We start from the raw sequence: 24,826 nt of genomic DNA on the forward strand, positions 1-24,826 counted from the left end.
CGAGGTCTTTGATTTAATTGGCTATTTGTAGCGCTTTGGGGGTGTTCATTCAAAAGTCTCTTTCAATTTTGAACGTAACGTGGATTATGGGTCAATTGCTGCGCGCTAATGCACACAGAAAAGGCTTGAGATATGGATATCGACAATTGGGATGAGTACCGCACGGCCTATCAGGTTGCGCGATTGCGCACGGTGAGTGCTGCTGCAGAAGTCTTGGGCGTCCACCACGCAACGGTGATCCGGCACATAGATAGCCTAGAGGGCAAGCTCGGAGCCAAGCTGTTTCAACGCCATGCACGGGGGTATACTCCGACCGAGGCGGGCGAGGACCTGTTAACGGTTGCAGCGGCGACCGAGGATCAGTTGACACAACTTGCAGGGCGTATTCATGGTCGTGGCGCGTCGGTTTCGGGCGAGTTAATCATTACCTGTTTGCCACAGATGTCACCATTAATGGCCCGCATCATCACCAAGTACCAAGCTGATCACCCCGAGATATGTGCCGAGTTGATCGTGGATACGCGCCCGCTGAGACTGGAATACGGCGAGGCGCATGTGGCCCTTCGTGCAGGTGCACCGGGGGGGGATCTGGACAATATCGTGCAAGAGTTGGGCAAGCTGCCAATGGGGCTATTTGCCCATAAAGACTATATCTTTCGGCACGGTCCCTTGAATGGCATCGAAGACATCCCCAATCACCGTTTCTGTAGGGTGTCGAACCTTAACCCGCGCGCGCCGTTTATGCGGTGGATCGCAGAACATGTTCCTGACGAGAACGTGGTCTACAAGTGCTCTGACACAAACACGGTTCAGGACGCTGTTATCGCAGGAGCAGGCATCGGGTTTTTGCCGGGGTACATTGGGCACGAGCATCCGGACATGAAGGAAGTGCTGCCACCGGACCCAAGTTGGTCCAACACCTTTTGGTGCGTGACCCATGTCGATTTGCATAGAACGGCGAAGGTGCATTCTTTTGTGAACTTCTTGAAAGAAGAATCTAAGACATGGTCCACTCTTTGAGAGTTGGCCAAGTTCTAGGGCAGACCGAATGACGCCTACCGCCCGTGGCCATGCCGCTATGCTTCTCTTCTCGGTGTTGGTCGCGGGGTCATTCTCGCTAGGCTCTTTGGCGGCGAATGAAATCTCTCCTGCCGCTTTGAATGCGATGCGTTTCGTCATCGCGGCGATTGTCGTCGGGGCGGTTGCGCTGTTGACGACAGGTTTGCCACGCAGCGCGATGACCGCACCTTGGCGTTATCTAGTGCTCGGGGGCTTTCTGGCCACCTATTTTGTCCTGATGTTCGAGGGGTTAAAGACAGCCCAACCCGTAAGTGCCGCAGCCGTCTTTACGCTGACACCGTTCATATCGGCTGGCGTTGGCTATTTATTGCTGCGCCAAATCCTGACGCGCCGCATGGCGATTGCGCTGACATTTGGAGCAATCGGCGCGCTGTGGGTGATCTTTAAGGCTGATTTTGGCGCGTTCATCGCGTTTGAGGTGGGGCAGGGCGAGATCATCTTCTTCATTGGTTGCGTTTCCCACGCCGTTTATACGCCCCTTATCCGCAAGCTTAACCGTGGCGAGCCGCCGGTGGTATTCACGTTTTTCACCATGTTGGGTGGCATTGGGTTGCTGGTAGTGTGGGCGTGGTCGGATCTATGGTCGACGGGTTGGACGTCGCTGCCGGCGATCGTTTGGGTCACTATATTATACGTCGCCCTAGCTGCATCCGCGGTGACATTTGTGCTGGTTCAATACGCGTCCTTGCGGCTGCCGTCGTCAAAGGTGATGGCCTATACATATCTTGTGCCCAGCTGGGTGATCTTGTGGGAGCTGGCACTGGGTGGCGAAGCCCCGCCAGCATTGGTCATCGTTGGGGTGGTCTTAACGGTGGCGGCGCTGGTCATGTTGTTGAAGGATCAATCGTCCAGTTCCTGATTTAGAAATTGCTCAAAGGCTTCGAAGTTCATCGCTTCCAGCTGTCCGAAGCTTTCAATCCACACAATCGCTTCGCGCATGGCCTCAGGCTCTAGTTTGCACCATTTCACGCGGCCGCGCTTCTCTTGGGTGATTAGACCTGCGCGGGTCAATATCACGAGATGTTTGGATATCGCCGCAAGCGACATGTCAAAAGGCTCTGCCACGTCCGTCACGGCCATGTCGTCTTCCAACAACATGGTCAGGATCGCGCGGCGGGTTCCGTCGGCGAGGGCCGCGAAGGTGGTGTCGAGGGCAGTACTCATGACAGACCTTTTAACGCTGTCGTGCCAGAGAGAACAGACGTTAGAACTTCGGTATGTCTCCTGATTGAGAGGGGAAAGTGTGGTGCAGCAGGTCCACTTCGTCCTCGGAGAGACCGATGTCGCGATAGATATGATATGACAGTCCTTTGGGAATGCCTTGATGTTTGTTATTTTTAGGTATATTAATCCATTCGCGCAGGCGCGTTACAAGTGACATGTCGTTTCCATATATTTTTGATTTATATGAGTTTATGGGAAAATTCATCGCGCATATCAATTTCAATTGCTTGACATAACCTGTGCATAAAAGTCACGTATAGGCATGTCTCGTTCCTTGCCGCCACTCAACGCATTGCGTGCTTTCGAAGCCGCTGGTCGCCATCAGAGCTTCTCTGGTGCTGCGGCGGAGTTGGGTGTGAGCCATTCTGCGATCAGCCGACATGTCCGAGGGTTGGAGCACCGTTTGGGGGCGCAATTGTTTCGCGATTTGCCTCGTGGTGTTACGTTGACACCGGGGGGTGAACGCTATCTGGCTCAGGTAACACCTGCGTTGGACGCGATCTCGGATGCCACAGAAGTATTCCATGAACAGCCCACTGGCCGACTGATAGTGAATAGCGAGCCACTCTTTGCATCGAAGTTTGTGGTGCCGCGCCTTGCAGATTTCTACGAACGTTATCCGGATATCGAACTGCAATTGGAGGCGAGTTATCAACTGGCCGATTTAAATCGATATGAGGCTGATTTGGCCATTAGGTCTTACGCCTCGGGTATCCCTGAACAGGCGAGCGACTTGATAAGTAACGCAAAGATGTTTGTTTACGGGGCGCCGTCACTGATTGGCGATGGGTTGGAGAAGGCCGCAGACGTTTTGAGATATCGACGGTTTCAAGATCGACGAGGCAATCCTTGGGCAGAATGGGCTGAGTGTGCGGGGATTGATCCGAGTGATTTTCCCACGCCAGATTGGCGATTGCGCTCTCCATTGGCATTCGAGGCCGCTTTGGCAGGGCAAGGTTTATTCTTGTGCACCGAAGACGTTATGGAGAACGTCTGTGCCAACGGCGATATGGTGAAATGTAGGCCGGATGGGTTCAGCCTTGGCAGTTATCACTTGGTGACAGGCGAGGGGATGCGCCGCAGCGCCCCAGTGCGAGCGTTTAGAAATTGGTTGCTGGATCAATCTCAACATCTACGAAATTCTACGGCGGCACAGAACCCTCAACCAAATGGTTGAATAAAGGATTTGGATGCATTGGGGCTGTGATGTGATGGTGCTCCAATCTATGAGTTTATATAAATCATTTAAAAACAATAATTTAGCTGCTTTATTTTAGATGTATCGACCAATTGACTCTAAGTCCCGGGCAACCTATTTCTCCTCCAAACCTCCCGAGGGGTAATTTTGATGACCAACGAACCGGATAAGGCCCAGCTAGATGCGCTGAGCGAGCGGATCGAAGGGCTCAAGAAAACCACTCAGGCCGAAAAGCCACGGGGGGACGAGCACTATTCGGGGGCCCAGCAGGGCTGGCGCATGGTGACAGAGCTTGTTGCCGGTCTTGGGATCGGCTTTAGCATCGGATACGGCCTCGACTGGCTGTTCGGCACATTGCCGATCTTTCTGGTGCTTTTCACATTGCTGGGCTTCGCGGCCGGAGTGAACGTTATGCTTCGCACCGCCAAAGAGGTTCAAAACGAACACGAGGCCAAAGCGGCCAACGAGAAGGACTGAAACGATGGCGACAGAAGCTCACGGCGCAGAAGAAGGCGGTCTGGTTTTTCACCCGATGGACCAATTCATCGTTAAGCCATTGTTCGGCAACGGCGATGTAGGCGCGTTCACAATCACTAACGTGACCCTGTGGATGGCACTGACCATTGTTTGCATCATCGCGCTGTTAGTTTTCGGCACATCGCGCCGCGCAATCGTGCCTTCGCGTACTCAGTCGATCGCCGAGATGATCTACGGCTTCGTTTACAAAATGGTTGAAGACGTTACCGGCAAAGACGGTGTGAAGTACTTCCCATACATCATGACGCTGTTCATGTTCATTTTGGTGTCCAACTTCCTTGGCCTGCTGCCAATGGCGTTCACCACCACATCCCACATCGCGGTAACAGGCGTTTTGGCGATGTTCGTATTCCTCGCAGTTACCATTCTGGGTTTCGTCAAAAACGGCACTGGCTTTCTGGGTCTGTTCTGGGTGTCTTCGGCACCGCTGGCTTTGCGCCCAATCTTGGCGCTGATCGAGGTTATCAGCTACTTCGTGCGCCCTGTTAGCCACTCCATTCGTTTGGCGGGCAACATGATGGCCGGTCACGCTGTTATCAAAGTGTTCGCGGGCTTTGCAGCTATCGCGGCAATTTCACCTCTTTCCATCGTGGCTATTACAGCAATGTACGGCCTCGAAATTCTCGTAAGCGGCATCCAAGCTTACGTGTTCGCAATTCTGACCTGCGTGTATCTGAAAGATGCGCTGCATCCTTCGCACTAAGCACTAGGGTCACGAAGACTAATCACCTCAATTCCATCGTAAGGAGAAAAGACATGGAAGGCGATATCGCACAAATGGGTCAATTCATCGGCGCAGGCCTGGCATCTGTTGGCATGGGCGGCGCAGCCGTCGGTGTGGGCAACGTTGCTGGTAGCTACCTGTCCGGCGCACTGCGCAACCCATCCGCAGCTGCTTCGCAGACTGCAACACTGTTCATCGGCATCGCATTCGCGGAAGCTTTGGGGATCTTCTCGTTCCTCGTAGCACTTCTGCTGATGTTCGCTGTTTAAGAACTAAGCTGTACCATCCTTACGGCCGGACGGGGCATATGATGCCTCGTCCGGTGTAAGACCTCATTATTCAGACACATCTGGGGGCCATCATGGCAACTGACACCCACGGGGCAGAGACGGAAAGCGCTGGCGGCATGCCGCAGCTGGACTTCTCGACCTTTGACAACCAGATCGTCTGGTTGCTGATCACACTAGTGGTTATCTATTTTGTGCTGTCGCGCGTTGCGCTTCCGCGCATCGGATCGGTTCTGGCTGAACGTGCCGGCACCATCACCAATGACATTGCTGCCGCCGAAGACCTGAAGCAACAGGCCATCGACGCGGAAGCTGCCTATGAGAAGGCCCTTGTTGACGCCCGTGCCGAAGCTGGCCGGATCGTTGGCGAGACCAAAGCCACCATTCAGGCGGACTTGGACAAGGCCATTGCCAAAGCGGACGCAGAGATTGCGGCACGCGCGGCTGAAGGCGAAAAAGCAATCGCAGCTATTCGTGACAGCGCTACAGAAAGCGCCGGAACAGTGGCCAAAGACATTGCTAAAGACATCGTATCCGCTGTGGCACCGGGCAAGATTGACGCCAAGTCGATCACTGCTGCTGTTACTGCAAAGATGAAGGGATAAGAGATGAAGAAACTCCTCGCTCTTACTGCTCTGCTGCCCGCTCCGGCGTTGGCTGCTGACGGCCCGTTTTTCTCGCTGCGCAACACTGACTTTGTTGTCCTGCTGGCGTTCATCTTGTTCATTGCGGTTCTGTTCTACTTCAAGGTTCCTAGCATGTTGGGCGGTTTGCTCGACAAACGTGCCGAAGGCATTCAGTCCGAACTGAATGAGGCCAAGGCCCTGCGCGAAGAAGCCCAAACTTTGCTGGCCTCCTACGAGCGCAAGCAAAAGGAAGTGGCCGAGCAAGCGGACCGCATCGTAGCGGAAGCCAAGCGTGAAGCGGAAGCAGCTGCGGCACAGGCGAAGGAAGACCTTAAGGTTTCCATCGAGCGCCGTCTGCAATCTGCTGAAGACCAGATTGCGAGTGCTGAAGCATCCGCCGTTCGTGAAGTTCGCGACCGTGCTGTTTCTGTGGCGATTGCTGCGGCCTCTGACGTGGTTGCTGCGAAGACGACTGCTGCGGATCAAAACAGCTTGATCGATGATGCGATCGCGCAAGTGAAAGACAAGCTGCACTAAGCGTCTATCAATAGAATTGAAAAAGCCCCGGCGCCGTGAATGGCGTCGGGGTTTTTTGCTTTTATAGGGTTAGTTTTGCGACAGGCTTTGCGCCAAGCGCATCAACTGCACAGCTTCCGCGCGGTGTCCGAACTCGTCGTCGCCTTTGTTGGCATTGGCCAAGGCAATCGCATCCGTGTAGCTCCATTCCCCCAAGGCCGTATTCCCGCGCAGCAATTGCCCGAAGCCCGCGATGGCGGCCCCAAACGCGGCCTCAGAGCTGGCAACGGTCTCGCCGACTGCAATCACCTCTTCCAACAGCTTGCTTTGATCCGCACCGGGTTCTTTATAACGTAAGCGCAGGAAGGCCAGATCCGATGTGTTGCCATCCTCCGCCACTACGCCAAAGCGTAGAGGATCGGTGAGTACCGCCTCAGACCCCACAGGTGTCACTTCATAGAGTGCCGTAACCGTGTGGCCAGCGCCGATCTCACCGGCATCAACTTTGTCGTTGTTGAAGTTTTCGCGTTTCAGGGCGCGGGTCTCGTACCCGATCAGGCGGTATTCCGCGACGGTGGCGGGGTTGAACTCCACCTGAATTTTGACGTCTTGGGCGATGGTGAACATCGCACCGGACAATTGGTCCACCAGCATCTTTTGGGCCTCGGCCAATGTGTCGATATAGGCGGCTTGGCCGTTGCCGTTCTGCGCAAGGGTTTGCATTAATGCGTCGTTCACGTTGCCACGCCCGAAGCCAAAGACCGACAGATAGGTGCCCGATTTGCGCTTCTCCTCGACGAAGCTTTTCAACGCATTGTCGGATTGTATGCCCACGTTGAAGTCCCCATCCGTGGCAAGCAACACCCGTGATACTTCGCCATCGCGCGACATTTGGTCCGCCAAAGCATAAGCCGCGCGTAACCCTTCACCGCCCGCGGTGGACCCACCTGCGGATAAGCGGCGCAATGCGTCCTCGATCTTGTGACGTTCCGACGCTTTGGTCGGTTCCAACACGGTACCGGCGGAGCCCGCATAGGTCACGATTGCCACCTCATCCTCTGGGCGCAGCTGGCCCAACATCAGGCGGAAGCTTTGCACCAACAATGGCAGCTTGTTGGCGTCCTGCATAGAGCCGGAGGTGTCCAGCAGAAATACAAGGTTCAAGGGCGGGCGCTCCGTTACCTGCGCGCCTTGGATGGCGATATGCATCAGTTGCGTGTCTGGGTTCCAAGGGGTCTGGCTGACGGACACGACCTGTTGGAACGGCGCGTCGCCTTCAGGGGGCGCGTAGGCATAGGGGAAGTAGTTCACCATTTCCTCGATCCGCACAGATTTTGGATCAGGCATCCGCCCGCGTGTAAGGCTGGAGCGCACCCAAGAGTAGCTGGCGGTGTCCACGTCGATGGAGAAGGTCGAGACAGGGTCTTCGGAGGTGACCTTTAATGGGTTCGGGGACGCGTCTGGGAATTTGTCGTGCGATTGCGCCACTTGAGGTTGCGGTAGCTGGTCGCGAAATTGGGAGGATGGGTGTGGTGAACCACCATGAGAAACGGCCCCATCTGTTTCGGTGGGAGCAAACAGTTGGCCAGCCTTTACAATGCGACGTTTTTTCGCCGGTCCGGAGGCGGGCCTTTGACCTTCCGTTACTGCAATAGGACGGCGTTCCGGAGCAGCATCGACTTGTTCACTAAAGCTCTGCTCAAGTTCAGCGGTCTCTTCTTGATCAAGGTTCAAGGGCATCGGTTCGGGAGATAGATCATCCACAATTCCGTTTAGCGGTTCGGGGTCAGCCGGGACTTCTGTTTTTGCCTGACTAATTGGGGATGAGGCGGGGGACGTGGTCACCGCCGACTGATCGGCGCGCATGTAAGGGACGCTCAATACTACGCCCACACCAACAACCACGATTGACGTGGTCGCCATCATCATCGGTTTCAATTTCGTTTTCAAAAACATCTGTCCAAGTCCTTTCAGAAGGCCCACTTGTTGCGGGCTAATATCTGTAGGACGCACGGCATTGACCGATCCTTGGAGGTTTGCGAAATTTTCTTCAGCCACACGCAAGGCCGCCTCTTTAGAGGCCTCATCAGGCACAGGCGCATCATGCAAGACTGCACGGAGTTTATCTAGCTCGTCATCAAATTCGGGCATCTACTTGGCCTCCTTTTCGGCCATCTCGCGCAAGTGGCGCTTCACCTCGGACATGCGCCACGCGATTGTACCTTCTGACAGCCCCATTACCTCGGCGGCTTGGGCTTGGGTCAAATCTTCGCCCAATGTCAGGGCAACGGTTTCGCGTAGCTCGGGCGCCAAAGCACGCATGGCGTTGGTTAGCCAGTCTTGTGCCTCTGCGTTCTCAGCGGCCTCCGCGGCGCGGCGGGTGTAGTCTTGCCCCCAACCTTCCCGAGCGCGTTTGCGGCGTTGGGCCTTGCGGGCGCGATCCGTCGCGGCGTTCAGCGTCACACGGTACAGCCAAGTGGTAAACGTAGCATCCGCGCGAAAGGCCCGCAGCTTGCCGGGAAGGGCGGCTAGAATGTCGTGGGTCAGGTCTTCGGCATCGGCCTTATGCCCCGTTAACCGCCACGAGAGGCGGAACAGTCGGTCATAATGACGTCGGACCAAAAGGCTGAATGCCTCACTGTCCCCGTCACTGGCGGCTTGCGCCAAGGCCTCATCGCTGGTTTTCATACGCATAGTGATGGTAGGACGTATGGGCCGCGTCAATCCTTGGAAAAAGGTCTAAGAAAATGTCAAAAACCCAACAAGAGCTTGATCTAGAATATGAAAATGGCGAATTTATTCCCGGCGCGCAAGGCTATGCAGACGCTTGGGAGGCCGCATCAGAGGCCTTTCGTCGCGAAAAAGGCGGTGAATTTGACGTCACCTATGGTGATCATCCCAGGGCCAAATATGATTTGATGGCACCGGTTGGTAAGTCTAAGGGGCTTTTCGTGTTTGTTCACGGGGGCTATTGGCAGCAACGCCACAAGGATGATTGGACCTGTTACGGGCAAGGCGCATTTGACGCAGGTTGGACCATTGCTCACGTCGGTTACCCATTGGCGCCAGACGTGCGGATCACTGAGATCACATCTCACATTGCAAAAGCGATCACTGCATTGGCCGCACGGATTGAGGGCCCAATCGTTCTGGCAGGGCATTCCGCTGGTGGGCATTTGGTTGCACGTATGGCGATGGCTGGGGTGTTGCCGGATGATGTCGTGGCGCGAGTGTCGCATGTGTTATCCGTGTCACCGGTGTCTGATTTGCGCCCGCTTCTGCCGCTGACGGTGAATGACAATCTCAAGCTAGACGCCGTCGAAGCTATGGCGGAGAGCCCAGCGTTGGGGAAGGCGCTAAATATTCCGGTAACCGTGGTCGTTGGCTCGCAAGAAAGACCTGCGTTTTTGGATCAAGCCCGTTGGCTGGCGGAGGCATGGGCTGTGCGGCATGTGATATTGCCCGGACGTCACCATTTTGACGTGATCGATGATTTGCGCGACGCCAATAGCGCAATGATGCAGGTCGCGCTAAGTTAATTCCTTCTTAACGATTTTTCTTATGGCGCGGTGTGGGTTTGGCATGGCAAACTCTTTAAAACGCCTGCGGGCATACTTATGTAAATACTAATAACATTAAAACGAGAGGGATTAACACATGGCCGATTTCGACGCGCAAGTCCGCGAAAGCCAAGCTCAAGTCGCTGAAGCACAATCCAAAATTTCCGAGATGACAAGCAAGATTGAAAGCGCTCGTGCAAAGCTGGATGCTGGCACTGAGTTGGAGTTGGATATTGAGAACGCCTCGCTTGAGGATGTGCATGCACATACTGCTGCCATGGATGCCAATATCGCTGAGCTGATTATGGGGCTTGATGATGTAACTTCGGGCTTCTCCGAAGATTTTTCTGCGATGCGCGACAAAACGGGCTGGGAAAGCTTTGTTGGTATCTTCTCAAAGGGCAAATCCGAAAGCCTGCGCCAAGAACGTATGCGCACCGCGTCGATTGACGACAAGCTGCAAGATTTGATCGGCAAGTCCGACACTATCGTGGCCTTGTTGCAGGGGCAGCTGTCCATGCTCAATGAGCAAAAGGAAAAGGTCGAAAGCAACCTGACCGTCACGTTAGACGACCGCGAATTCACCGTGGGCGAGCTGGAAACTCTACGTGCCGAGATCGTGGCGATGGACCCGAAGATGATCGAGCTGGAGAACAAAATCTCCGTCGAGCAAGACGCCGCTGCGCGTACCAAATTGGAAACCGAGCTGGCGGGCCTGAACACCGAGTACAACGAGAAGGTGCAAGCCGAGCAAGTGAAGCTTGCCAAGTCGCAAACGCTGGAGCGCTACATCGAGCAGGGTAAAACTTGGATCGACAGCTTGCAGAACCAAGCGGCGACGCAAATGGTGCTGATCAACAAGCTGGAAACCGATACCAAGCAGCGCGTGGTCCTCTACGATGCGCTGACCAAATCCTTGAAGACGGCGCAACAGCAAGACGTGGCTCACCAAATCAACGAAATCGGCGTGAAGACAGACCAAGAAGCGCAAGCCGCCATGGCCGGCATCGGTGCCGCGACCAACGCACGCATGACCGAGATGATGGAAGCCCACGAGGACCAAATGGTCTTTGCCCGCAAGGTTCTGGAGCAGAAGGCAAAAGCCGATGAACGCTTCGCACGCCGCTTCGAGAAGATCGTCGAGAAGCACGACAAGAACCTGTACGGGGCTTGATGTTACGTTGGCTCAATGGAGTGATTTTGACCATCGTGAGTTGGATCACTGTTCTCGCTATTTACGTTATTGCAATGTTCGTAGTGGCAATCCCTTGGATCCTATCCGCAGTGATTGCTTTTTCAGTCACTGAAAACACACTGATTCAGTGGCTGATTATCGCGCCTGCGTCTATTTTCTGGGGTGTGTTCTTCTTTTGGTTTGTCGCGCGTTTTGTCTATCCCTGTGTCTTTGGTGTTTGGGGAATGGCTGGTTTGGTGTTCCAGAAGGCGGCAGAAGTTAGCTTCGATCGGGTTTTCGAGTTTATCACCGGTCGGGCATTCTTGATGCGTCAGGATGTTCGTTGGTACTTTTCTAAGGTCAAGTCATGACTGAAGACCTAAACCTCACTCAAGACCACTCCGGCTTGACCGACGACCTTGCGGCGCGACGGTATTTCTCCAAGTTTGAGCGGATCACCGGTCATCTGGCCCGCGTGGCCGCCGAAATGGAGGTGGAGCGGACGTTCTCCAAAACCGATGTCGGGATCATTTCCGAGTATGTTACCCGCATTGCACGAACCTTCCGCGCGCTCAGCCATAAGTATTTGCTGACCGGGCGCGACACGGGCGTGTTCTTTGGATCGCTCTCGATTGACCGCCACGAGTCCGGCTTTCCGGTGTTCGCCGAGTTGATGAAAATGGCCAATGACGCGCAGCAATCCGACAAGCACTTGGCGGGCATGCGCTCGGTTGAGGAGCTGAAGGACGAGATGGTGCGCCAGATCGTGGGCGATTTGACCGTGCCGACCAAGCTGCAATACGCCATGACCCAGCGGCTGTATTACCAACAGTTGCAATCCAGCGAATTGTTTTGGGCGACCAATGATCCGCAGGCTTTGTGGACGGGCAACAAGGAAGACCGCCGCACCTATATGCTGCATTGGGCAGTTTATGACAGCCAGCAAAATGTGCCGACGATCTACCTAATGGATGTCGAGGACACGGGCGATGTGGCGCTGCCCAAAGACGCACGCCGCTGGCCCGAGGCACAGGCGCATCTGACCGCGCAAGGATCGGCTGGGTTGAAGCTGTTGACCATCGCCCAAGGGTTCGACCGCGACTTCGACGACCTGCACCCAAAACGGCTGCGCCGTATCCATGTGGGGCCGATGTACTCATCCGCTTTCACGCTGCAAGCGGGCCCGATCCGCGAAGTGCTGGAGGAGGCGCAAGGCGCTGTGGGTGACGATTGGACTTTGGCGTGGACTGTGGAAGACCTGCATTCCGAGCGTGTCGAGATGGAGAAAAAAGGATGGTTCGGCTCGGTAGAGCGCGAAATTTTCAAGCTCGACCCTTTCGCGGGGCGTGGCGCTGAAACCGGTACGACAAGTATTGAACGCGCGGTCATTTTACCCCAACGCCCCTATCAGGTGTTGGCGGAAAAGAACCCCGCTGGGTTCAAGGACGTGCGCAAATTTGTAGTCAGCCCCGCTGGCCGCGTGGTGAGTTACCGATAAGTACTGACGTATTTTAAGAACAAAGATGAGGGTTTGACGTGAGCCAATCAGCCGATTTTATGGAAATGACCGAAGAAGACATCCGCAAGCATTATGACGCGGCTGTTGCCATGCTGGAAGGCGTGGATCACACCCCGCGTATAGCAACCGCGAAAGAAGCTCCCAAGGCCGAGAAATCCGCAGGGCTAGGCACGCGCCGCCGGTTCCGTTCCACCACACCGGGTTTGGTGACGCGATCCACTGCGCGCCCAGAAGGGGTGCACTTGATTGAGCGGGTCGAAGGTGTGGGTGATGATGCATTGCCATCTGCCGTGCAGGCCAGCGTACTTCACGGCATTCGTCGCGCTATTGCCATCGGTTTGGCGGCAGGCGAGGCATTCTCGGAGGCCACCGGACTGGCCGAGCTGAAAAAAGATAACCTTGCAGGACGTGTGGCCGAAGCGCGCCGCGCCGAGTTTGGTGAACTGCTGGCCGCCGAAGCCTTGGCGACACTGTTCACCTTTGCCAATGCGACGTCCTACCTTTTGGCGTCCCAAGCCTCCGAGGCGACGGTTGAAATCGGCGCGGTTGAGGAAATACTGACCGACAACGCGCAATTGGCCCTACACGGTGCGTTGTGGGAGTTGGACCAAGATCTGACCCTCTTCGCAGACGACGACGCCAAGCTGGTCGCCACCGTGCTGGCCTATGCCGAACAGGTGATGGAGAAAGCCAGCCTACGCGCGCAAAACACCTCGCGTTTGGAGGCATTCAACACGACTTCCTACCGCGTGGAGGCCGACGACCTGACGATCAACGGCTTCACGCCAGCCTCCGCCGCCAAGGGCAGCAAGCTGACGATGAGCTTCAAAAAGCCCAACGAAGTTGTCGGCAACCACATCGCCAAATACCAGTCGATGAAACTGTCCAAAATGCTGATGGCCTACGACTTTGACCGGAAGCTGAATCCGTTTGCAGAACTCGGCGGCTTCATCTTCACCTTCATGGGCGACGGCGCTCCGGGGACGGGTAAAACCACCTTGATCCAGATGATGGCGGGGCTGATGTCGGGCTATTGTGAGACGGCGGGCTACCCCTTCCGTTACCAAAACCTGAGCACCGATAACATCGACAGCTATCAGGGCAAATCCGGCCAAAACGCCAAGGCGTTTATCAACAACGTGATTGATCCCAATGTTATTGGCTTTGGCACAATCGACGATATCGACCAGCTTGCCGGTAAGCGTGGCGACCGGCAATCCAGTGCGGGTCAGTTGGAAATCACTGCCGTTCTGATGGAAAGCTTCGCAGGCGCCAACACTGTGGTGCGGGGCAATTGCACCTTCGGGATGTTCTCGAACTACCCTGAGAATGTGGATGACGCTTTGCGCCAACGTGCAGGGGCGCGTTTCCTTGTGGATGGGCCGCAAACGCGGGATGACTATGTGGATATCCTCAACCTGTTGATGGGCAAAAATCATGACATCCCGCTGGGCGACTTTGAGCCTTTTGCCGCGCAAGAGATCAAGAAAGCCGTCGCCGCCTCTTTCGATGGGCACGCGAAGCCGCATGAGGAAGGCCTGCTGCGCGTCTACGAGAAAGTGTCGAAAGACATCGGCGCGCTGGATACGATTGCCAAGATGGGCACCTACCTTAAGGCAATCCAAGAGGCGGACCACCGCTTCACAGGTCGCGCGATTAAAAACATCACCGACGCCGTGAAGGTGCGCGCGATGGACTTTGAGCTGCCTGATGAGTGGATGGAAGAACCCGACCTGTTCTTATTCAAATCCTACGACGAGAAGAAAGGCATGATCGAAGAGCTGCGCCAGCCGATCACGGTCGACATGGTGATCCAAGAGATCAACCGCTACGCGGACAGCGAATTCCGCTATGCCGATAAATCCGACGAGGTCGCCATCGCCAACATGGTCCGAGATTTTGGCCTAAGCGAAGAGGCGAAGCGGCGGTATTTGGAGAGTAAGGGATAAATGCGTAGCGATCTTTCTCTCTTTGAAGATATTGTTGCTGCTGAGCTTCGGTTACTTGTGCAACGTGAATTACTCGGCTCGGAGGGCCACATAATATGATGCGCTTGATTGAGAAGGGGTTGATGTATGGCAACCTGTTTCACGTCAGTGGGCAGGCCATGGCGGACCGCTATAATCGTGCGCTGAAGCATCTGACCGGCAAAGAAACGAGCCTGACGGATTTCCATATCGACATTTCCGGCTATGCGCCTGAGGTGGGGCAGGAGCTGGGCGACGAGCTTTATCTGAACCCGCAAGGCTGCAATCGCCAGTTTATATTGTTGTCGACGGAGCAGAAAACCGCCCCGATGCTGGAGGCCAAGTTCTCGACCTCACGCGGCATTTTGCGCCAATTCATTGACGCCAACGAGGCGCAGTTGTTTTCGCTCACCGCGCGTGATGCGGTGGCGGGGGAGTTGGTGAACTCGGTCTACAGCGTCACCAAGCCTGCGCATCTGTTCGACATCCGCAAGATACGGGTGGAAGCGGACACGACCTCGGGCATGGTGTCGGACGCGGCCAAGTTGGACGCGATGATCTCGGAATTCCGCACGCGCGAAGACGGGTGGTGGGATGACGTGCTAATCGCTGACATGATCACGCTGGCCCATAAAACCGGCGACGTGACGCGCCTACCGATCAAGCTGGGGCATGCGGATTACGAGCAGAACAACTTCTGGACCTCTCATTTCGGAGGGCTATACGCATTTCGAAATGTGGAAAAGCCGGCGGTCATTTCAGTCTCTGACGATGATATTGGCAAGCTTCCAATTGGGAGCGGTCGGGCGGCGATCAAGCTGACGGACCGCACAAAGATCGCCAAATTCCTTGACGCCAATGATCTGGTCGAACCGATTGTGAAGGCGCGAGGCGTTAACGCCACCGCGATTTTACGCCAGAAGATGGATTTCATTATCATCGATGTGGCGGCCACCATGGAGGCTGATTTAAGCGACTATCGGCGCCAAGATTTACGCGGTTTGGCGCGACGGTACTCGCAACTGCTGCCGCCAGAGTTCCACACTCTTGCTAAACTGTTGCGCTGGGCCGAGGGTGGTGGTGCATGGCCGCGCATATCGTCCAACGATCCGGCTTATTTCTATACGCTTCGGGCCAAGCCCCATGCGGACCGCGACTTGGTGAACATGCTCTTGGCGGAGCTGTCGGTGTTGGACGTGCGCCAACTCTTCATCTGCCACAAGCAATTGTTCTACGCGCGCTATGCGACGTGGCCCGACCAGAAGAAGGCATTCGTGGCCGATTTCCTCGCGAGGGAGTATCAGGTCGATAAGGCCGGTGCGCGTGAGGCCTTGTTCGGCAGCGGCGACGCGCCTATGGAGGAACCGCCCCAATCCGAGAAACGCGACGAAGTCGTCAGACGGGTCGGGCCTTGGGGCGCAATGAGGAGACAACGATGATATTCGCAGTTCTACGCCTGTCGATCATTGCATTCATTGTGATGCTGATCGTTTACTTCATTCTGTCCGCTTGGTCGCGGTCTGTTCGCCGAGGGAAGTTGAGCGAGGAATGGAATGACGGGGAGCACACCGGTGACCGCGACGCCTTTATCGAGCAGGGCTTGCAGGAATACGATGGCTCTTTGCGCCGTAAACTCATACTAGGCGTCTTTGTGGTGCCCTACCTCGTGATTGGTGTTCTGGTCTACGTGGTTAATTTTCAATAAGGAGCCTTTGCCATGCTGCGTTGGGTTAAATACGCCGTTATTTTGTTGTTCTGGCTGCTGGTCGTCGCGGTGTTCCATTACACCTTGCCACAACGCGACGTTGTGCGAGTGGTGGGAACCTTTGAGCAGCGGATCGACTATGGCGAGAACGCGTGGTTCTGGGCCTCTGGCGACTCTGGGAGTGATGTCACCGGGACCAACCGCGACGTTCTATTCGTGCAAACGATCCAAAAGAACGGCAAACCCATGGTGTACCGCAACGAGGACACAAGCTGGGGTTGGCCGCCTTACTTTAAGTTCGACACCAAGAACCTGCAAACCGAGGCGACTGACCTACAGTCGAGCAAGGAAGACCCACAATGGGTGGTTTTGACCCACTATGGCTGGCGCAACGAGTTTTACAGCATCTTCCCCAATGCAGTTGGCATCCGCCCAACCGATGACCCTGATGCCACTTTGATCCCTTGGTTGAATATCATCATCTTGGTGATCTTGGCAGGTTTGGTCCTCGGGCTTTTCCGGCTGTCACAATGGTTCAAACGTTCCAAGATCGATCCAATCACAGAAAGCGTCTCGGACACATGGGATGCTGTGGACGACTACGCCGGTGAGCAACGCTCAGGGCTCCGCGCTTGGCTGGATACTTGGAAGGGTAAACCTCGAAAGTAGGTCTCAGGGCTGGCAATGAGGGGAACTCTGGCTGATTTCTCCCACTGTGGCTCCTTGCCGCACTTCTCTATCCATATGCCAAAGCGTGATACGGTTCGCGCCTGAACATGAGAGGGATTTATGAATAAGTATATTGCAGAAGCCTTCGGTACATTTGTGCTGGTCTTCTTCGGTGTCGGCTCGGCCGTATTGGCGGGTGGCGATATCGGTTTTGTTGGCATTAGTTTTGCCTTTGGTATCTCGGTGGTCGCGATGGCTTATTCCATCGGACAAGTGTCAGGGGCGCATCTTAACCCTGCGGTCTCAATGGGGGCGTTGGTCGCTGGCCGGTTGAGCATGAAAGACTTCATCGGGTATGCGGTTTCGCAAACTCTTGGCGCCATCATCGCGTCGGCAGTGATCTATGTCATCGCGACAGGTAAGACCGCTGGCTATGACGTTGCAGCAAACGGTTTGGGTCAAAACGGTTGGGGCGCTGACTACATTGGCGGCTTTGGCATCATGTCGGCGTTTGTGTTCGAGGTCGTTGCGACAGCGGTTTTCTTGGTGGTGATCCTAGGTGTGACCTCCGAGACAGGAAGCGCCACGATGGCGGGCCTCGTGATTGGTCTGACTTTGGTCATGATCCACCTCATCGGCATTCCAGTGACGGGCACATCTGTGAACCCAGCACGCTCTATCGGGCCAGCATTGTTCGCGGGGCCTGCTGCTCTGTCACAACTTTGGTTGTTCATTGTGGCCCCACTGTTGGGCGGCGCGTTGGGCGGCTTTCTTCATAAGGCACGTATTACCTCACCATAAGGTATAGCGCGCTACTAAAAATATACGCCCCGGCAAGCAATTGTCGGGGCGTTTTTTATGGGTCACTCTCCGTAGGGCACCCAGATGTTTTTCACCTCAGTTGAGGCTTCCAACATGGCTTTGGTGTCTGATGGAGCAGGGCCCGCTAAGGTGCGCTTGAGGTTGCTGGCCGATGCGTCCTCTATAACCGATGTATGGCACGGGTCCGAGAAGTTCCAAACCGCATCGATATCCATATGTGCGCCCATGTGGGACGCGACCTCGCCGTGATCTCCTGTCAGGAGATTTACCACCCCCGCCGGAATGTCTGAGGTTTCCAGCACTTGAATGAAGTCCGTTGCCGCCAGTGGAAACGGTTCGGACGCCGAGGCAATCACACGGTTACCCATAGCAATCGCGGGGGCGATGACCTCAACAAGGCCGGCCAATGGCCGTGCGTCGCAAAGGGCCGCGATGACACCGACGGGTTCTTTCATTGCCAAAGCCACCCCACGGATTGGTACGCCGTGCGCCTGCCCGTCGTATTTGTCGGCCCAAGCGGCATAAGTGAACAGGGTGTTAATTGCGCCCTCGACCTCATCCTTCCCTTGCTTGCCGGTCATGGCTTTGATGCGGTCGGCAAACTCTGCGCTGCGTGCGGACAGGTTTTCCGCGAGGTAGTACAAAATTTGCGCGCGTAGATGACCGGTGGTGGTGCCCCAACCTTTGGCCTTATGGGCGGCCTCAACCGCGTTGCGCAGGTCTTTGCGGCTGGCCAAGGACACCTCGCCCAATGCATCCCCTTTGGGGCTGTAAACCAAGCGCGAATAACCGCTGTCGGGGCGCGCTTGCTTGCCGCCGATATAGAGCTTCGCCGTGCGGTCAATCGGGTCGGACAGACTACCTTTGCCATCAAACGCGGTCACCGGTTTGGCAGGTTTCCGCGCGTCTTTGGCTTTGGTGTAGCTCGACAGGCCTTCCCAGCCGCCTTCGCGCCCATAGCCGCTTTCGCGCACGCCGCCAAAGCCTGCCGCCGCATCCATCAGGTTGGTGGAATTCACCCAAACGATGCCCGCAACCAGTTTGGGGGCAATGTCCAAGGCGAGGTTCACGTTTTCCGTCCAGAGTGTTGCCGCCAAGCCGTAACGCGTGTCATTGGCCATCGCGACGGCCTCGGCTGGGGTGCGGAAGGTGGTTGAGACCAGAACAGGCCCGAAGATTTCTTCCTGCATCAGCTTGGAGGATGTGGTCAGACCCGTGATCAGGGTCGGGGGGTAGAAGCAGCCATCGGGCGCGTCCACTTGGTAGGTCTCGCCTTCGGTGTTGGCGGATACCATATCGGCAATGGTTGCGCGTTGGATCGGGTCCACAACCGCACCTACATCGATGCATTTGTCCATCGGGTCACCGATACGCAGCCCGTCCATGCGAGACTTGAGCTTGCGGTAGAAACTGTCTGCGATCCCCTCTTGCACAAGCAGCCGTGAGCCCGCGCAGCAGACCTGACCTTGGTTGAACCAAATGGCGTCGACCAAGCCCTCTACGGCGCTATCAATGTCAGCATCATCGAACACAATGTAGGGGGATTTGCCGCCCAACTCGAGGCTAAGCGCCTTGCCCGATCCAGCCGTTGCCTTACGGATGATGCGGCCCACGTCCGTTGATCCGGTAAAGGCCAGCTTGTCCACATCTGAGGCGGTAATCATCTGGCCCACCGCACCATCGCCCGTGACGATGTTGACCACGCCTTTGGGCAGGCCCACTTGTTCGCAAATTTCCGCAAACAGCAATGCGGTAAGGGAGGTGTATTCGGCAGGTTTTAATACCACGGTGTTGCCCATCGCCAAGGCGGGCGCGATTTTCCATGCCAGCATCAGCAACGGGAAGTTCCACGGGATGATCTGCCCGCAAACGCCTAGTGCCTCGCGGTCCGGCAATTCCGCGTCCATCAGTTGGGCAAAGCCCGCGTGGTGGTAGAAGTGGCGTTGGGCCAAGGGCACGTCGATGTCGCGGCTCTCGCGGATGGGTTTGCCATTGTCGAGGGTTTCCAGCACCGCAAACAATCGCGAGTGCTTTTGCAACGCACGGGCTAAGGCATAAAGGTATTTCGCGCGGATATGGCCGGACTTGGCCCACGCCTTTTGGGCTTTATTTGCGGCTTCTACAGCAGCGTCCACATCCGCTTGGCTCGCTTGCGATAGGCCTGCCAACACCTCACCCGTTGCGGGGTTCTTTGAGGTGAAATCTTGCGTAGGCGTGGTGAATTCGCCGTTGATGTAATGCCCAAATTGGCGACCTTTCGCATCGAGCCAAGCTTGTGCGTCTTTGGCGCTTTCGGGAGCGGGGCCATAGTCCATGGTCTCGAGGATAGTTTTTACAGTCATGTTCTTAACCCATTGGATGGCGGTAGGAGGCGGAGTAGGCGCCGGTGACGTGATGCTCTAATTGGCGCTCTATGTCGTTCAGAAGCGATGACGCGCCAAAGCGGAACAGGTCGGGTTGCAGCCAGCGGTGGCCCAACTCGTCCTTCATCAAGGCCAGATAGGTGATCGCATCCTTGGCCTTGGAAATGCCGCCAGCAGGCTTGTAACCCACGTGAAAACCCGTGGCGTCATAGTAGTCGCGAATGGCGCGGATCATCACGAGGCTGACGGGCAGGGTGGCGTTGACGCTTTCTTTGCCGGTGGAGGTCTTGATGAAATCCGCCCCCGCCATCATGCAGATCAGCGAGGCGCGGGCGACATTGCGTAAGGAGCCTAGCTCGCCCGTGGCCAAAATCGCCTTCACATGGGCGTCGCCGCAAGCTGCACGAAAGGCCTTCATCTCGTCATATAGGGCTTGCCAGTTTTGCGTCAGCACATGGCGCCGCGAAATAACGATGTCGATTTCACGCGCGCCCGCTTTGACGCTTTCTTCGATCTCCGCCACGCGCAGATGGAAGGGCGAGAGCCCCGCCGGAAACCCCGTAGAGACGGCGGCGACAGGGATGCCGGAGCCGTCCAATGCGCTGACGGCGGCCTCTATCATATCGTGGTAGACGCAGATCGCGCCGGTTTGGATGTCGCTGAGCCCAAGTGCGTCTTGGATGTCGGCGCGAATAGGTTGGCGGGCCTTGGCGCAAAGACGCTGCACGCGGCCGGTGGTGTCATCTCCCGACAGGGTCGTCAGATCAATGCAGGTCACGGCCTTCACCAGCCACGCGGCTTGGTAGTCTTTCTTCACGCTGCGCCGACCGGGCAGGGTGGCGGCGCGGCGCTCGATTGCGGAGGTATTCGCCTGAACCCGTGCGACCCAATCAAGGTCCAACGCCATTCCGGGATTTCGGGGCAAATGCACTTGCGGCAATTGCGTTTTGGTTTTGGTCAGGGTGCTCACGTCGCGCGTCCTTTGGGATCGAGAAGCGAGAAACCTGACACGGGCGGGCAATGGTTGCAAGGCATGCGATACCTTCCCAAGCGGCAGTGGGCGCGTTAGGGAAGGGTTGAAAATGTATCAGGGGATTCTGCCATGACAATTGACCACTCCGTAAAAATCGCACCCTCCATTTTAGCGGCTGATTTTGCCAATTTTGGCGCAGAGATCGACGCGGTCGAGGCCCAAGGTGCGGATTGGATCCACGTGGACGTCATGGACGGGCATTTTGTGCCTAACATCAGCTTTGGGCCGACCACTTGCGCGGCCATTCGACCGCACATCAAAACGGTGATGGATGTGCACTTGATGATCGCTCCTGTTGATCCCTACATTGAAGAATTCGCGAAAGCTGGCGCTGATTTCATCACAGCACATGTCGAGGCCGGCCCACATATTCACCGCACGTTGCAAGCCATTCGCGGTGCAGGAGCAAAGGCCGGCGTGGCCCTGAACCCCGGCACGCCCGCATCGGCGGTGGAACATCTGCTGGACGTCGCCGACTTGGTGTGCGTGATGACTGTGAACCCCGGTTTCGGTGGGCAAAGCTTCATTCCGTTGGAAGGTAAAGTCGCAGAATTGCGCGCTATGATCGGTGATCGTCCAATTCACTTAGAGATCGATGGCGGCGTCACACCCGCAACGGCCCCTGGCTTGGTAAAGGCTGGTGCGGACGTGTTGGTTGCAGGTTCTGCGGTGTTTAAAGGCGGCTCGGTCAGCGATCCGGCACCTTATGGCGACAATATCCGTGCCATCCGCGCGTCCTACGCCTAAAGATCTAGAAAAAAGCGATCGTTTTCATTCCAATAGGCCGATAAATCACGCCCGGATGGCGCGAAGTTGTCGCGTTGTTGCAATGCGAATAGATCACTTGCCAGCAATGCAGCCATGCGAAAGGTTTGTTGGACTTCGGTTTTTGGGTCAGGAGAGGCTTCAAAAACTTGCTCGATTGCGTTTGCGGCGCTCACCAAAACAAACACAATTTGGGCACCGGTCACATCAGGCCACTCTTTTGTAAGGTTTCGAACAACCGCACGGTAACCTTCCGGCGAGCCAGAGATTTGAGTGATCGCAAAGTCGATCATGGTGTCGATTTGCTGAAGACTCACGTGTTACTCGTCCCAATCATTAAACTGCAGCGCTAGACAGCCTGCTGCTAGCCTACCTACCAATTATACGTTGTAAATGTGATGTTCTGGTTATGTGGAGAAGCTGAAAATACCAAAATGTTTAAATAAATCAACGTGAAGACCTTTGTGCACATCTGTTTTCACTGTGTGCACAAAACTCTGGGTTTTCGAAAGTGATTTTGCCACCTACAACCCGCCTAAGCTGAATGCGGGGATTTATGACTGCGATAGTATCTGTCGAGAACCTTACCAAGACATATGACGGCGGCTTTCAAGCGCTGAAAGATGTGTCTTTGGAAATTGAGCAGGGCGAAATTCTTGCTCTGTTAGGACCAAATGGGGCGGGCAAGACGACCCTGATTTCGGTTATTTGCGGGATGATCAATAAGACCTCAGGCTCTGTTACCGTCGGTGGGCACGATATTGTCGATGATTTTCGCGGTGCGCGTCGACTGATTGGTCTGGTGCCACAAGAGCTTTCGCTAGAGCCGTTTGAAACGGTTAACAACTCGGTTGTCTTCTCAAGGGGACTGTTCGGGAAGCCACGCAACGATGCCTATATTGAACGCATTTTGCGGCAGCTGTCGCTCTGGGACAAGAAAGACACCCGCGTCAAAGAGCTGTCGGGCGGCATGAAGCGGCGTGTGTTGATCGCCAAAGCTCTGAGCCATGAGCCACGAGTCCTTTTCCTCGATGAACCGAGTGCGGGCGTGGATGTGGAGCTGCGCAAGGACATGTGGGATGTCGTGCGTGGATTGCAGGCGGATGGGGTGACGATCATTTTAACAACCCACTACATTGAAGAAGCCGAAGCCATTGCAGACCGCGTAGGCGTGATCAATGGCGGTGAAATCCTGTTGGTGAAAGACAAGACCGAGCTGATGGATCAAATGGGCCGCAAGCAGCTGACTATTGAGTTGCAGGAGCCAATTACGCAGGTTCCCGACGCATTGGCGAAGTATGACTTGGTCATCGGCGCAGATGGGCGTTGCTTGGAATTCTCTTACGACACACGTGGCGAGCGAACTGGCATCACGACCCTGCTTGGAGATGTGGCCGCGCAAGGGTTGGTTTTGAAGGACGTCGCGACCTCGCAGTCGTCACTAGAAGATATCTTCGTGGGTTTGGTGGAGGACGCGACATGAACCTGACAGCAATCAAAGCGATCTACGTATTCGAGATGACGCGCTTCTTTCGCACATTGATGCAAAGTATCATTTCACCGGTCCTGTCGACGTCATTGTACTTTGTGGTGTTTGGCACCGCCATCGGCTCGCGTATCGACTCGGTAGAGGGGGTCAGCTATGGCGCTTTCATCGTCCCGGGTTTGATTATGTTATCGGTGATGACACAAAGCACCTCGAACGCGAGCTTTGGCATCTTTTTTCCTAAGTTTACCGGCACAATCTACGAGTTGATGTCTGCACCTGTGTCCTTCGTCGAGATACTGATCGGTTATGTCGGCGCCGCTTCAACAAAGGCATTGCTAGTTGGCGTGATCATCTTGTGCACGGCATTTCTGTTCGTAGATCTTGAAATTGCGCACCCCGTTGCGATGGTAGCTTTTCTCGTTTTGACGTGCTTCAGTTTCTCGCTGCTAGGGTTCATTATCGGAATTTGGGCCAAGAACTTCGAGCAACTTCAATTGATCCCATTGCTGGTCATTACCCCTTTGGTGTTCTTGGGGGGGACATTTTATTCCGTGTCCATGTTGCCACCGGTTTGGCAAACGATAACCCTTTTTAATCCGGTCGTTTACCTGATCTCGGGCTTCCGCTGGTCCTTCTTTGGGACGGCAGAGGTCTCAATAGGGGTTAGTCTATTGGCGACCGCACTGTTCACTGCGGCCTGCATTGCTGTGATCGGTTGGATATTTAAAACGGGTTACCGACTGAAATCCTAGGATGGCGTATCTAGCAGGTCGTCCAGCTGCCGTGCGAACCAACCTTTCGGGATGAAGTGGCCACGCGAATGGACGTCCAAGACGACGTTGCCGGTTGCACAACCTTCCCAGATCACACGCTCGAAGTGATCTTTTTCCGTGGTGGAGTAGCTCTCGGTCCCAGTTGGGACTGAGCAGCCCAAACGCTCGCGCCATAGGGACACAGGATGGTTGGTGTCACCGCCTGGGCCGAACGGGAAATCCATTACGGTGTCGCGCGTCCCATGCACGTGTCGCACTTCATTTGGGGCCGTTTCGCAGGATTCGTTTTGGTTGATTGTTCCGGACACAGCCAAAAGTGCGCGAACCCCGTCCCCGTTTTCGCAAGCATACCGCCATGCCATCGCGGACCCGTAGGAATAGCCAGATACCATAATGTTATCGCGATCAATCGGGTAGTTCTTCGCGGCGTCTTCTATCACGGCGGCCGCAAAGTCGGTGTCTGGGCTGCCCTCATTCCAAAAGTCCCAAGTGCGGCCATCCCCGTTGGGAGCAAGGAGTAAAACCCCACGCGGGCGCGTGGCCCCTGCAATGCGGGAGTGCTTTACGATCAAGGTGCCTTGGCGGCCCCAACCATGAAAGTGCAACAAAACGGGAAGCGGGGTGGTGCCGTCCCAGTTATCAGGTGGAAGAACGTGGTAGGAGCGATCCCCGATCTGGCATGGAACTTCGGCTTCACAGGGAGCAGCGCTTTGCGCCTGCGTGCTAGTTGCGAGCATTGCTAAAGCAAAGGCTGTGTAAATCGCCGTTGTCGTTTGGGTAAGCCCCATAGTGCTG

At 55.6% G+C, this 24,826-nt stretch carries 28 protein-coding genes; 20 read left to right on the top strand and 8 right to left on the bottom strand.

What is annotated here, in order from left to right:
• Positions 1-132 precede the first annotated feature (132 nt).
• Both ABJN86_RS06680 and ABJN86_RS06685 read left to right on the top strand, forming a co-directional pair.
• A complete protein-coding gene (locus ABJN86_RS06680; protein WP_348365711.1) occupies positions 133-1,020 on the top strand; it encodes a LysR family transcriptional regulator in 888 nt (295 codons plus the stop codon).
• A 28-nt stretch (positions 1,021-1,048) separates the two neighbouring features.
• Positions 1,049-1,939 (top strand): DMT family transporter, encoded by an 891-nt coding sequence (locus ABJN86_RS06685; RefSeq protein ID WP_348365712.1) that lies wholly within the window; start codon positions 1,049-1,051, stop codon positions 1,937-1,939.
• On the opposite strand, the gene ABJN86_RS06690 is transcribed toward ABJN86_RS06685, so the two are convergent.
• A complete protein-coding gene (locus tag ABJN86_RS06690) occupies positions 1,921-2,244 on the bottom strand; it encodes a metalloregulator ArsR/SmtB family transcription factor (protein WP_348365714.1) in 324 nt (107 codons plus the stop codon). The two genes, ABJN86_RS06685 and ABJN86_RS06690, sit on opposite strands and share 19 nt — an antisense overlap.
• Before the next feature lie 40 nt (positions 2,245-2,284).
• Positions 2,285-2,461 (bottom strand): hypothetical protein, encoded by a 177-nt coding sequence (locus tag ABJN86_RS06695; protein ID WP_348365716.1) that lies wholly within the window; start codon positions 2,459-2,461, stop codon positions 2,285-2,287.
• Positions 2,462-2,566: 105 nt separating this feature from the next.
• On the opposite strand from ABJN86_RS06695, the gene ABJN86_RS06700 reads away from it, so the two are divergent.
• The 6 genes from ABJN86_RS06700 (at position 2,567) to ABJN86_RS06725 (ending at position 6,213) form a co-directional block, all read left to right on the top strand.
• Positions 2,567-3,481: a LysR substrate-binding domain-containing protein gene (locus tag ABJN86_RS06700; protein WP_348365717.1), complete on the top strand. Its 915-nt coding sequence runs from the start codon at positions 2,567-2,569 to the stop codon at positions 3,479-3,481.
• A gap of 171 nt (positions 3,482-3,652) precedes the next feature.
• Positions 3,653-3,979 carry an AtpZ/AtpI family protein gene (locus ABJN86_RS06705; RefSeq protein WP_348365719.1) on the top strand — a complete coding sequence of 109 codons (327 nt, stop codon included), beginning with the start codon at positions 3,653-3,655 and terminating at the stop codon, positions 3,977-3,979.
• Between the two features lie 4 nt (positions 3,980-3,983).
• The gene (locus tag ABJN86_RS06710; protein ID WP_348365721.1) at positions 3,984-4,742 is read left to right on the top strand and encodes a F0F1 ATP synthase subunit A; all 759 of its coding nucleotides are present in this window, start codon (positions 3,984-3,986) and stop codon (positions 4,740-4,742) included.
• Between the two features lie 53 nt (positions 4,743-4,795).
• The gene (locus ABJN86_RS06715) at positions 4,796-5,032 is read left to right on the top strand and encodes a F0F1 ATP synthase subunit C (protein ID WP_073142444.1); all 237 of its coding nucleotides are present in this window, start codon (positions 4,796-4,798) and stop codon (positions 5,030-5,032) included.
• Between the two features lie 92 nt (positions 5,033-5,124).
• Positions 5,125-5,655, top strand: coding sequence for a F0F1 ATP synthase subunit B' (locus ABJN86_RS06720; RefSeq protein WP_348365722.1), 531 nt, complete (start codon positions 5,125-5,127; stop codon positions 5,653-5,655).
• A gap of 3 nt (positions 5,656-5,658) precedes the next feature.
• A complete protein-coding gene (locus ABJN86_RS06725; protein ID WP_348365723.1) occupies positions 5,659-6,213 on the top strand; it encodes a F0F1 ATP synthase subunit B in 555 nt (184 codons plus the stop codon).
• 69 nt (positions 6,214-6,282) lie between these two features.
• Here ABJN86_RS06725 and ABJN86_RS06730 read toward each other — a convergent pair whose 3' ends face one another.
• Entirely contained in the window at positions 6,283-8,343 is a 2,061-nt protein-coding gene (locus ABJN86_RS06730) for a VWA domain-containing protein (RefSeq protein ID WP_348365725.1), read from the bottom strand.
• Positions 8,344-8,880, bottom strand: coding sequence for an RNA polymerase sigma factor (locus ABJN86_RS06735; RefSeq protein ID WP_348365727.1), 537 nt, complete (start codon positions 8,878-8,880; stop codon positions 8,344-8,346).
• A gap of 59 nt (positions 8,881-8,939) precedes the next feature.
• Here ABJN86_RS06735 and ABJN86_RS06740 point away from each other — a divergent pair, with 59 nt between their 5' ends.
• The 9 genes from ABJN86_RS06740 to aqpZ all read left to right on the top strand — a co-directional run bounded on the left by ABJN86_RS06740 (position 8,940) and on the right by aqpZ (position 17,587).
• Positions 8,940-9,731 (top strand): alpha/beta hydrolase, encoded by a 792-nt coding sequence (locus ABJN86_RS06740; RefSeq protein ID WP_348365728.1) that lies wholly within the window; start codon positions 8,940-8,942, stop codon positions 9,729-9,731.
• Between the two features lie 118 nt (positions 9,732-9,849).
• Positions 9,850-10,926: a hypothetical protein gene (locus ABJN86_RS06745; RefSeq protein ID WP_348365730.1), complete on the top strand. Its 1,077-nt coding sequence runs from the start codon at positions 9,850-9,852 to the stop codon at positions 10,924-10,926.
• Complete coding sequence (locus ABJN86_RS06750) at positions 10,926-11,297, top strand: hypothetical protein (RefSeq protein ID WP_348365732.1); 372 nt, start codon at positions 10,926-10,928, stop codon at positions 11,295-11,297. The genes ABJN86_RS06745 and ABJN86_RS06750 overlap by 1 nt, the downstream gene beginning before the upstream one ends.
• Positions 11,294-12,424: a hypothetical protein gene (locus ABJN86_RS06755; RefSeq protein ID WP_348365733.1), complete on the top strand. Its 1,131-nt coding sequence runs from the start codon at positions 11,294-11,296 to the stop codon at positions 12,422-12,424. The genes ABJN86_RS06750 and ABJN86_RS06755 overlap by 4 nt, the downstream gene beginning before the upstream one ends.
• 38 nt (positions 12,425-12,462) lie before the next feature.
• On the top strand, positions 12,463-14,394 hold the full coding sequence (locus ABJN86_RS06760) for an ATP-binding protein (RefSeq protein ID WP_348365734.1): 1,932 nt from the start codon (positions 12,463-12,465) through the stop codon (positions 14,392-14,394).
• 95 nt (positions 14,395-14,489) lie between these two features.
• Entirely contained in the window at positions 14,490-15,851 is a 1,362-nt protein-coding gene (locus tag ABJN86_RS06765) for a DUF6638 family protein (protein ID WP_348365736.1), read from the top strand.
• The gene (locus tag ABJN86_RS06770; RefSeq protein WP_348365738.1) at positions 15,848-16,117 is read left to right on the top strand and encodes a hypothetical protein; all 270 of its coding nucleotides are present in this window, start codon (positions 15,848-15,850) and stop codon (positions 16,115-16,117) included. Before ABJN86_RS06765 ends, ABJN86_RS06770 begins: the two co-directional genes overlap by 4 nt.
• 12 nt (positions 16,118-16,129) lie before the next feature.
• Positions 16,130-16,786: a DUF1523 family protein gene (locus tag ABJN86_RS06775; RefSeq protein WP_348365739.1), complete on the top strand. Its 657-nt coding sequence runs from the start codon at positions 16,130-16,132 to the stop codon at positions 16,784-16,786.
• A gap of 120 nt (positions 16,787-16,906) precedes the next feature.
• A complete protein-coding gene (gene aqpZ / locus ABJN86_RS06780) occupies positions 16,907-17,587 on the top strand; it encodes an aquaporin Z (RefSeq protein ID WP_348365740.1) in 681 nt (226 codons plus the stop codon).
• 62 nt (positions 17,588-17,649) lie between these two features.
• On the opposite strand, the gene ABJN86_RS06785 is transcribed toward aqpZ, so the two are convergent.
• Together ABJN86_RS06785 and deoC are read right to left on the bottom strand one after the other, a co-directional pair.
• Positions 17,650-19,950 (bottom strand): aldehyde dehydrogenase family protein, encoded by a 2,301-nt coding sequence (locus tag ABJN86_RS06785; protein WP_348365741.1) that lies wholly within the window; start codon positions 19,948-19,950, stop codon positions 17,650-17,652.
• 4 nt (positions 19,951-19,954) lie between these two features.
• Positions 19,955-20,941, bottom strand: a complete 987-nt coding sequence (deoC, locus tag ABJN86_RS06790; RefSeq protein WP_348365742.1) for a deoxyribose-phosphate aldolase — start codon at positions 20,939-20,941, stop codon at positions 19,955-19,957.
• 132 nt (positions 20,942-21,073) lie between these two features.
• Here deoC and rpe point away from each other — a divergent pair, with 132 nt between their 5' ends.
• Positions 21,074-21,751, top strand: a complete 678-nt coding sequence (rpe, locus tag ABJN86_RS06795) for a ribulose-phosphate 3-epimerase (protein ID WP_348365743.1) — start codon at positions 21,074-21,076, stop codon at positions 21,749-21,751.
• Here rpe and ABJN86_RS06800 read toward each other — a convergent pair.
• A complete protein-coding gene (locus tag ABJN86_RS06800) occupies positions 21,748-22,086 on the bottom strand; it encodes a hypothetical protein (protein ID WP_348365744.1) in 339 nt (112 codons plus the stop codon). The genes rpe and ABJN86_RS06800 overlap by 4 nt on opposite strands.
• Positions 22,087-22,325: 239 nt before the next feature.
• Between ABJN86_RS06800 and ABJN86_RS06805 the strand changes: the two genes are divergently transcribed.
• A complete protein-coding gene (locus ABJN86_RS06805) occupies positions 22,326-23,252 on the top strand; it encodes an ABC transporter ATP-binding protein (protein ID WP_348365745.1) in 927 nt (308 codons plus the stop codon).
• Complete coding sequence (locus ABJN86_RS06810) at positions 23,249-24,010, top strand: ABC transporter permease (protein ID WP_348365746.1); 762 nt, start codon at positions 23,249-23,251, stop codon at positions 24,008-24,010. Before ABJN86_RS06805 ends, ABJN86_RS06810 begins: the two co-directional genes overlap by 4 nt.
• Here ABJN86_RS06810 and ABJN86_RS06815 read toward each other — a convergent pair.
• Positions 24,007-24,819 carry a polyhydroxybutyrate depolymerase gene (locus ABJN86_RS06815; protein WP_348365747.1) on the bottom strand — a complete coding sequence of 271 codons (813 nt, stop codon included), beginning with the start codon at positions 24,817-24,819 and terminating at the stop codon, positions 24,007-24,009. The genes ABJN86_RS06810 and ABJN86_RS06815 overlap by 4 nt on opposite strands.
• Positions 24,820-24,826: the final 7 nt, after the last annotated feature.

Origin of the sequence: Litoreibacter sp., assembly GCF_039974535.1 — a bacterium.
GTDB lineage: Bacteria > Pseudomonadota > Alphaproteobacteria > Rhodobacterales > Rhodobacteraceae > Litoreibacter.

Excerpts from the sequence above, each read along its gene's own strand:
- ABJN86_RS06685 (WP_348365712.1), top strand. The coding sequence starts at position 1,049 with ATGACGCCTACCGCCCGTGGCCATGCCGCTATGCTTCTCTTCTCGGTG.
- ABJN86_RS06785 (WP_348365741.1), bottom strand. The coding sequence starts at position 19,950 with ATGACTGTAAAAACTATCCTCGAGACCATGGACTATGGCCCCGCTCCC.
- ABJN86_RS06730 (WP_348365725.1), bottom strand. The coding sequence starts at position 8,343 with ATGCCCGAATTTGATGACGAGCTAGATAAACTCCGTGCAGTCTTGCAT.
- ABJN86_RS06705 (WP_348365719.1), top strand. The coding sequence starts at position 3,653 with ATGACCAACGAACCGGATAAGGCCCAGCTAGATGCGCTGAGCGAGCGG.
- ABJN86_RS06710 (WP_348365721.1), top strand. The coding sequence starts at position 3,984 with ATGGCGACAGAAGCTCACGGCGCAGAAGAAGGCGGTCTGGTTTTTCAC.
- ABJN86_RS06755 (WP_348365733.1), top strand. The coding sequence starts at position 11,294 with ATGACTGAAGACCTAAACCTCACTCAAGACCACTCCGGCTTGACCGAC.
- ABJN86_RS06745 (WP_348365730.1), top strand. The coding sequence starts at position 9,850 with ATGGCCGATTTCGACGCGCAAGTCCGCGAAAGCCAAGCTCAAGTCGCT.
- ABJN86_RS06680 (WP_348365711.1), top strand. The coding sequence starts at position 133 with ATGGATATCGACAATTGGGATGAGTACCGCACGGCCTATCAGGTTGCG.
- ABJN86_RS06690 (WP_348365714.1), bottom strand. The coding sequence starts at position 2,244 with ATGAGTACTGCCCTCGACACCACCTTCGCGGCCCTCGCCGACGGAACC.
- ABJN86_RS06700 (WP_348365717.1), top strand. The coding sequence starts at position 2,567 with ATGTCTCGTTCCTTGCCGCCACTCAACGCATTGCGTGCTTTCGAAGCC.
- ABJN86_RS06695 (WP_348365716.1), bottom strand. The coding sequence starts at position 2,461 with ATGTCACTTGTAACGCGCCTGCGCGAATGGATTAATATACCTAAAAAT.
- ABJN86_RS06715 (WP_073142444.1), top strand. The coding sequence starts at position 4,796 with ATGGAAGGCGATATCGCACAAATGGGTCAATTCATCGGCGCAGGCCTG.
- ABJN86_RS06775 (WP_348365739.1), top strand. The coding sequence starts at position 16,130 with ATGCTGCGTTGGGTTAAATACGCCGTTATTTTGTTGTTCTGGCTGCTG.
- ABJN86_RS06735 (WP_348365727.1), bottom strand. The coding sequence starts at position 8,880 with ATGAAAACCAGCGATGAGGCCTTGGCGCAAGCCGCCAGTGACGGGGAC.
- rpe (WP_348365743.1), top strand. The coding sequence starts at position 21,074 with ATGACAATTGACCACTCCGTAAAAATCGCACCCTCCATTTTAGCGGCT.
- ABJN86_RS06725 (WP_348365723.1), top strand. The coding sequence starts at position 5,659 with ATGAAGAAACTCCTCGCTCTTACTGCTCTGCTGCCCGCTCCGGCGTTG.
- ABJN86_RS06720 (WP_348365722.1), top strand. The coding sequence starts at position 5,125 with ATGGCAACTGACACCCACGGGGCAGAGACGGAAAGCGCTGGCGGCATG.
- ABJN86_RS06770 (WP_348365738.1), top strand. The coding sequence starts at position 15,848 with ATGATATTCGCAGTTCTACGCCTGTCGATCATTGCATTCATTGTGATG.
- aqpZ (WP_348365740.1), top strand. The coding sequence starts at position 16,907 with ATGAATAAGTATATTGCAGAAGCCTTCGGTACATTTGTGCTGGTCTTC.
- ABJN86_RS06815 (WP_348365747.1), bottom strand. The coding sequence starts at position 24,819 with ATGGGGCTTACCCAAACGACAACGGCGATTTACACAGCCTTTGCTTTA.
- ABJN86_RS06810 (WP_348365746.1), top strand. The coding sequence starts at position 23,249 with ATGAACCTGACAGCAATCAAAGCGATCTACGTATTCGAGATGACGCGC.
- ABJN86_RS06740 (WP_348365728.1), top strand. The coding sequence starts at position 8,940 with ATGTCAAAAACCCAACAAGAGCTTGATCTAGAATATGAAAATGGCGAA.
- ABJN86_RS06805 (WP_348365745.1), top strand. The coding sequence starts at position 22,326 with ATGACTGCGATAGTATCTGTCGAGAACCTTACCAAGACATATGACGGC.
- ABJN86_RS06765 (WP_348365736.1), top strand. The coding sequence starts at position 14,490 with ATGATGCGCTTGATTGAGAAGGGGTTGATGTATGGCAACCTGTTTCAC.
- ABJN86_RS06750 (WP_348365732.1), top strand. The coding sequence starts at position 10,926 with ATGTTACGTTGGCTCAATGGAGTGATTTTGACCATCGTGAGTTGGATC.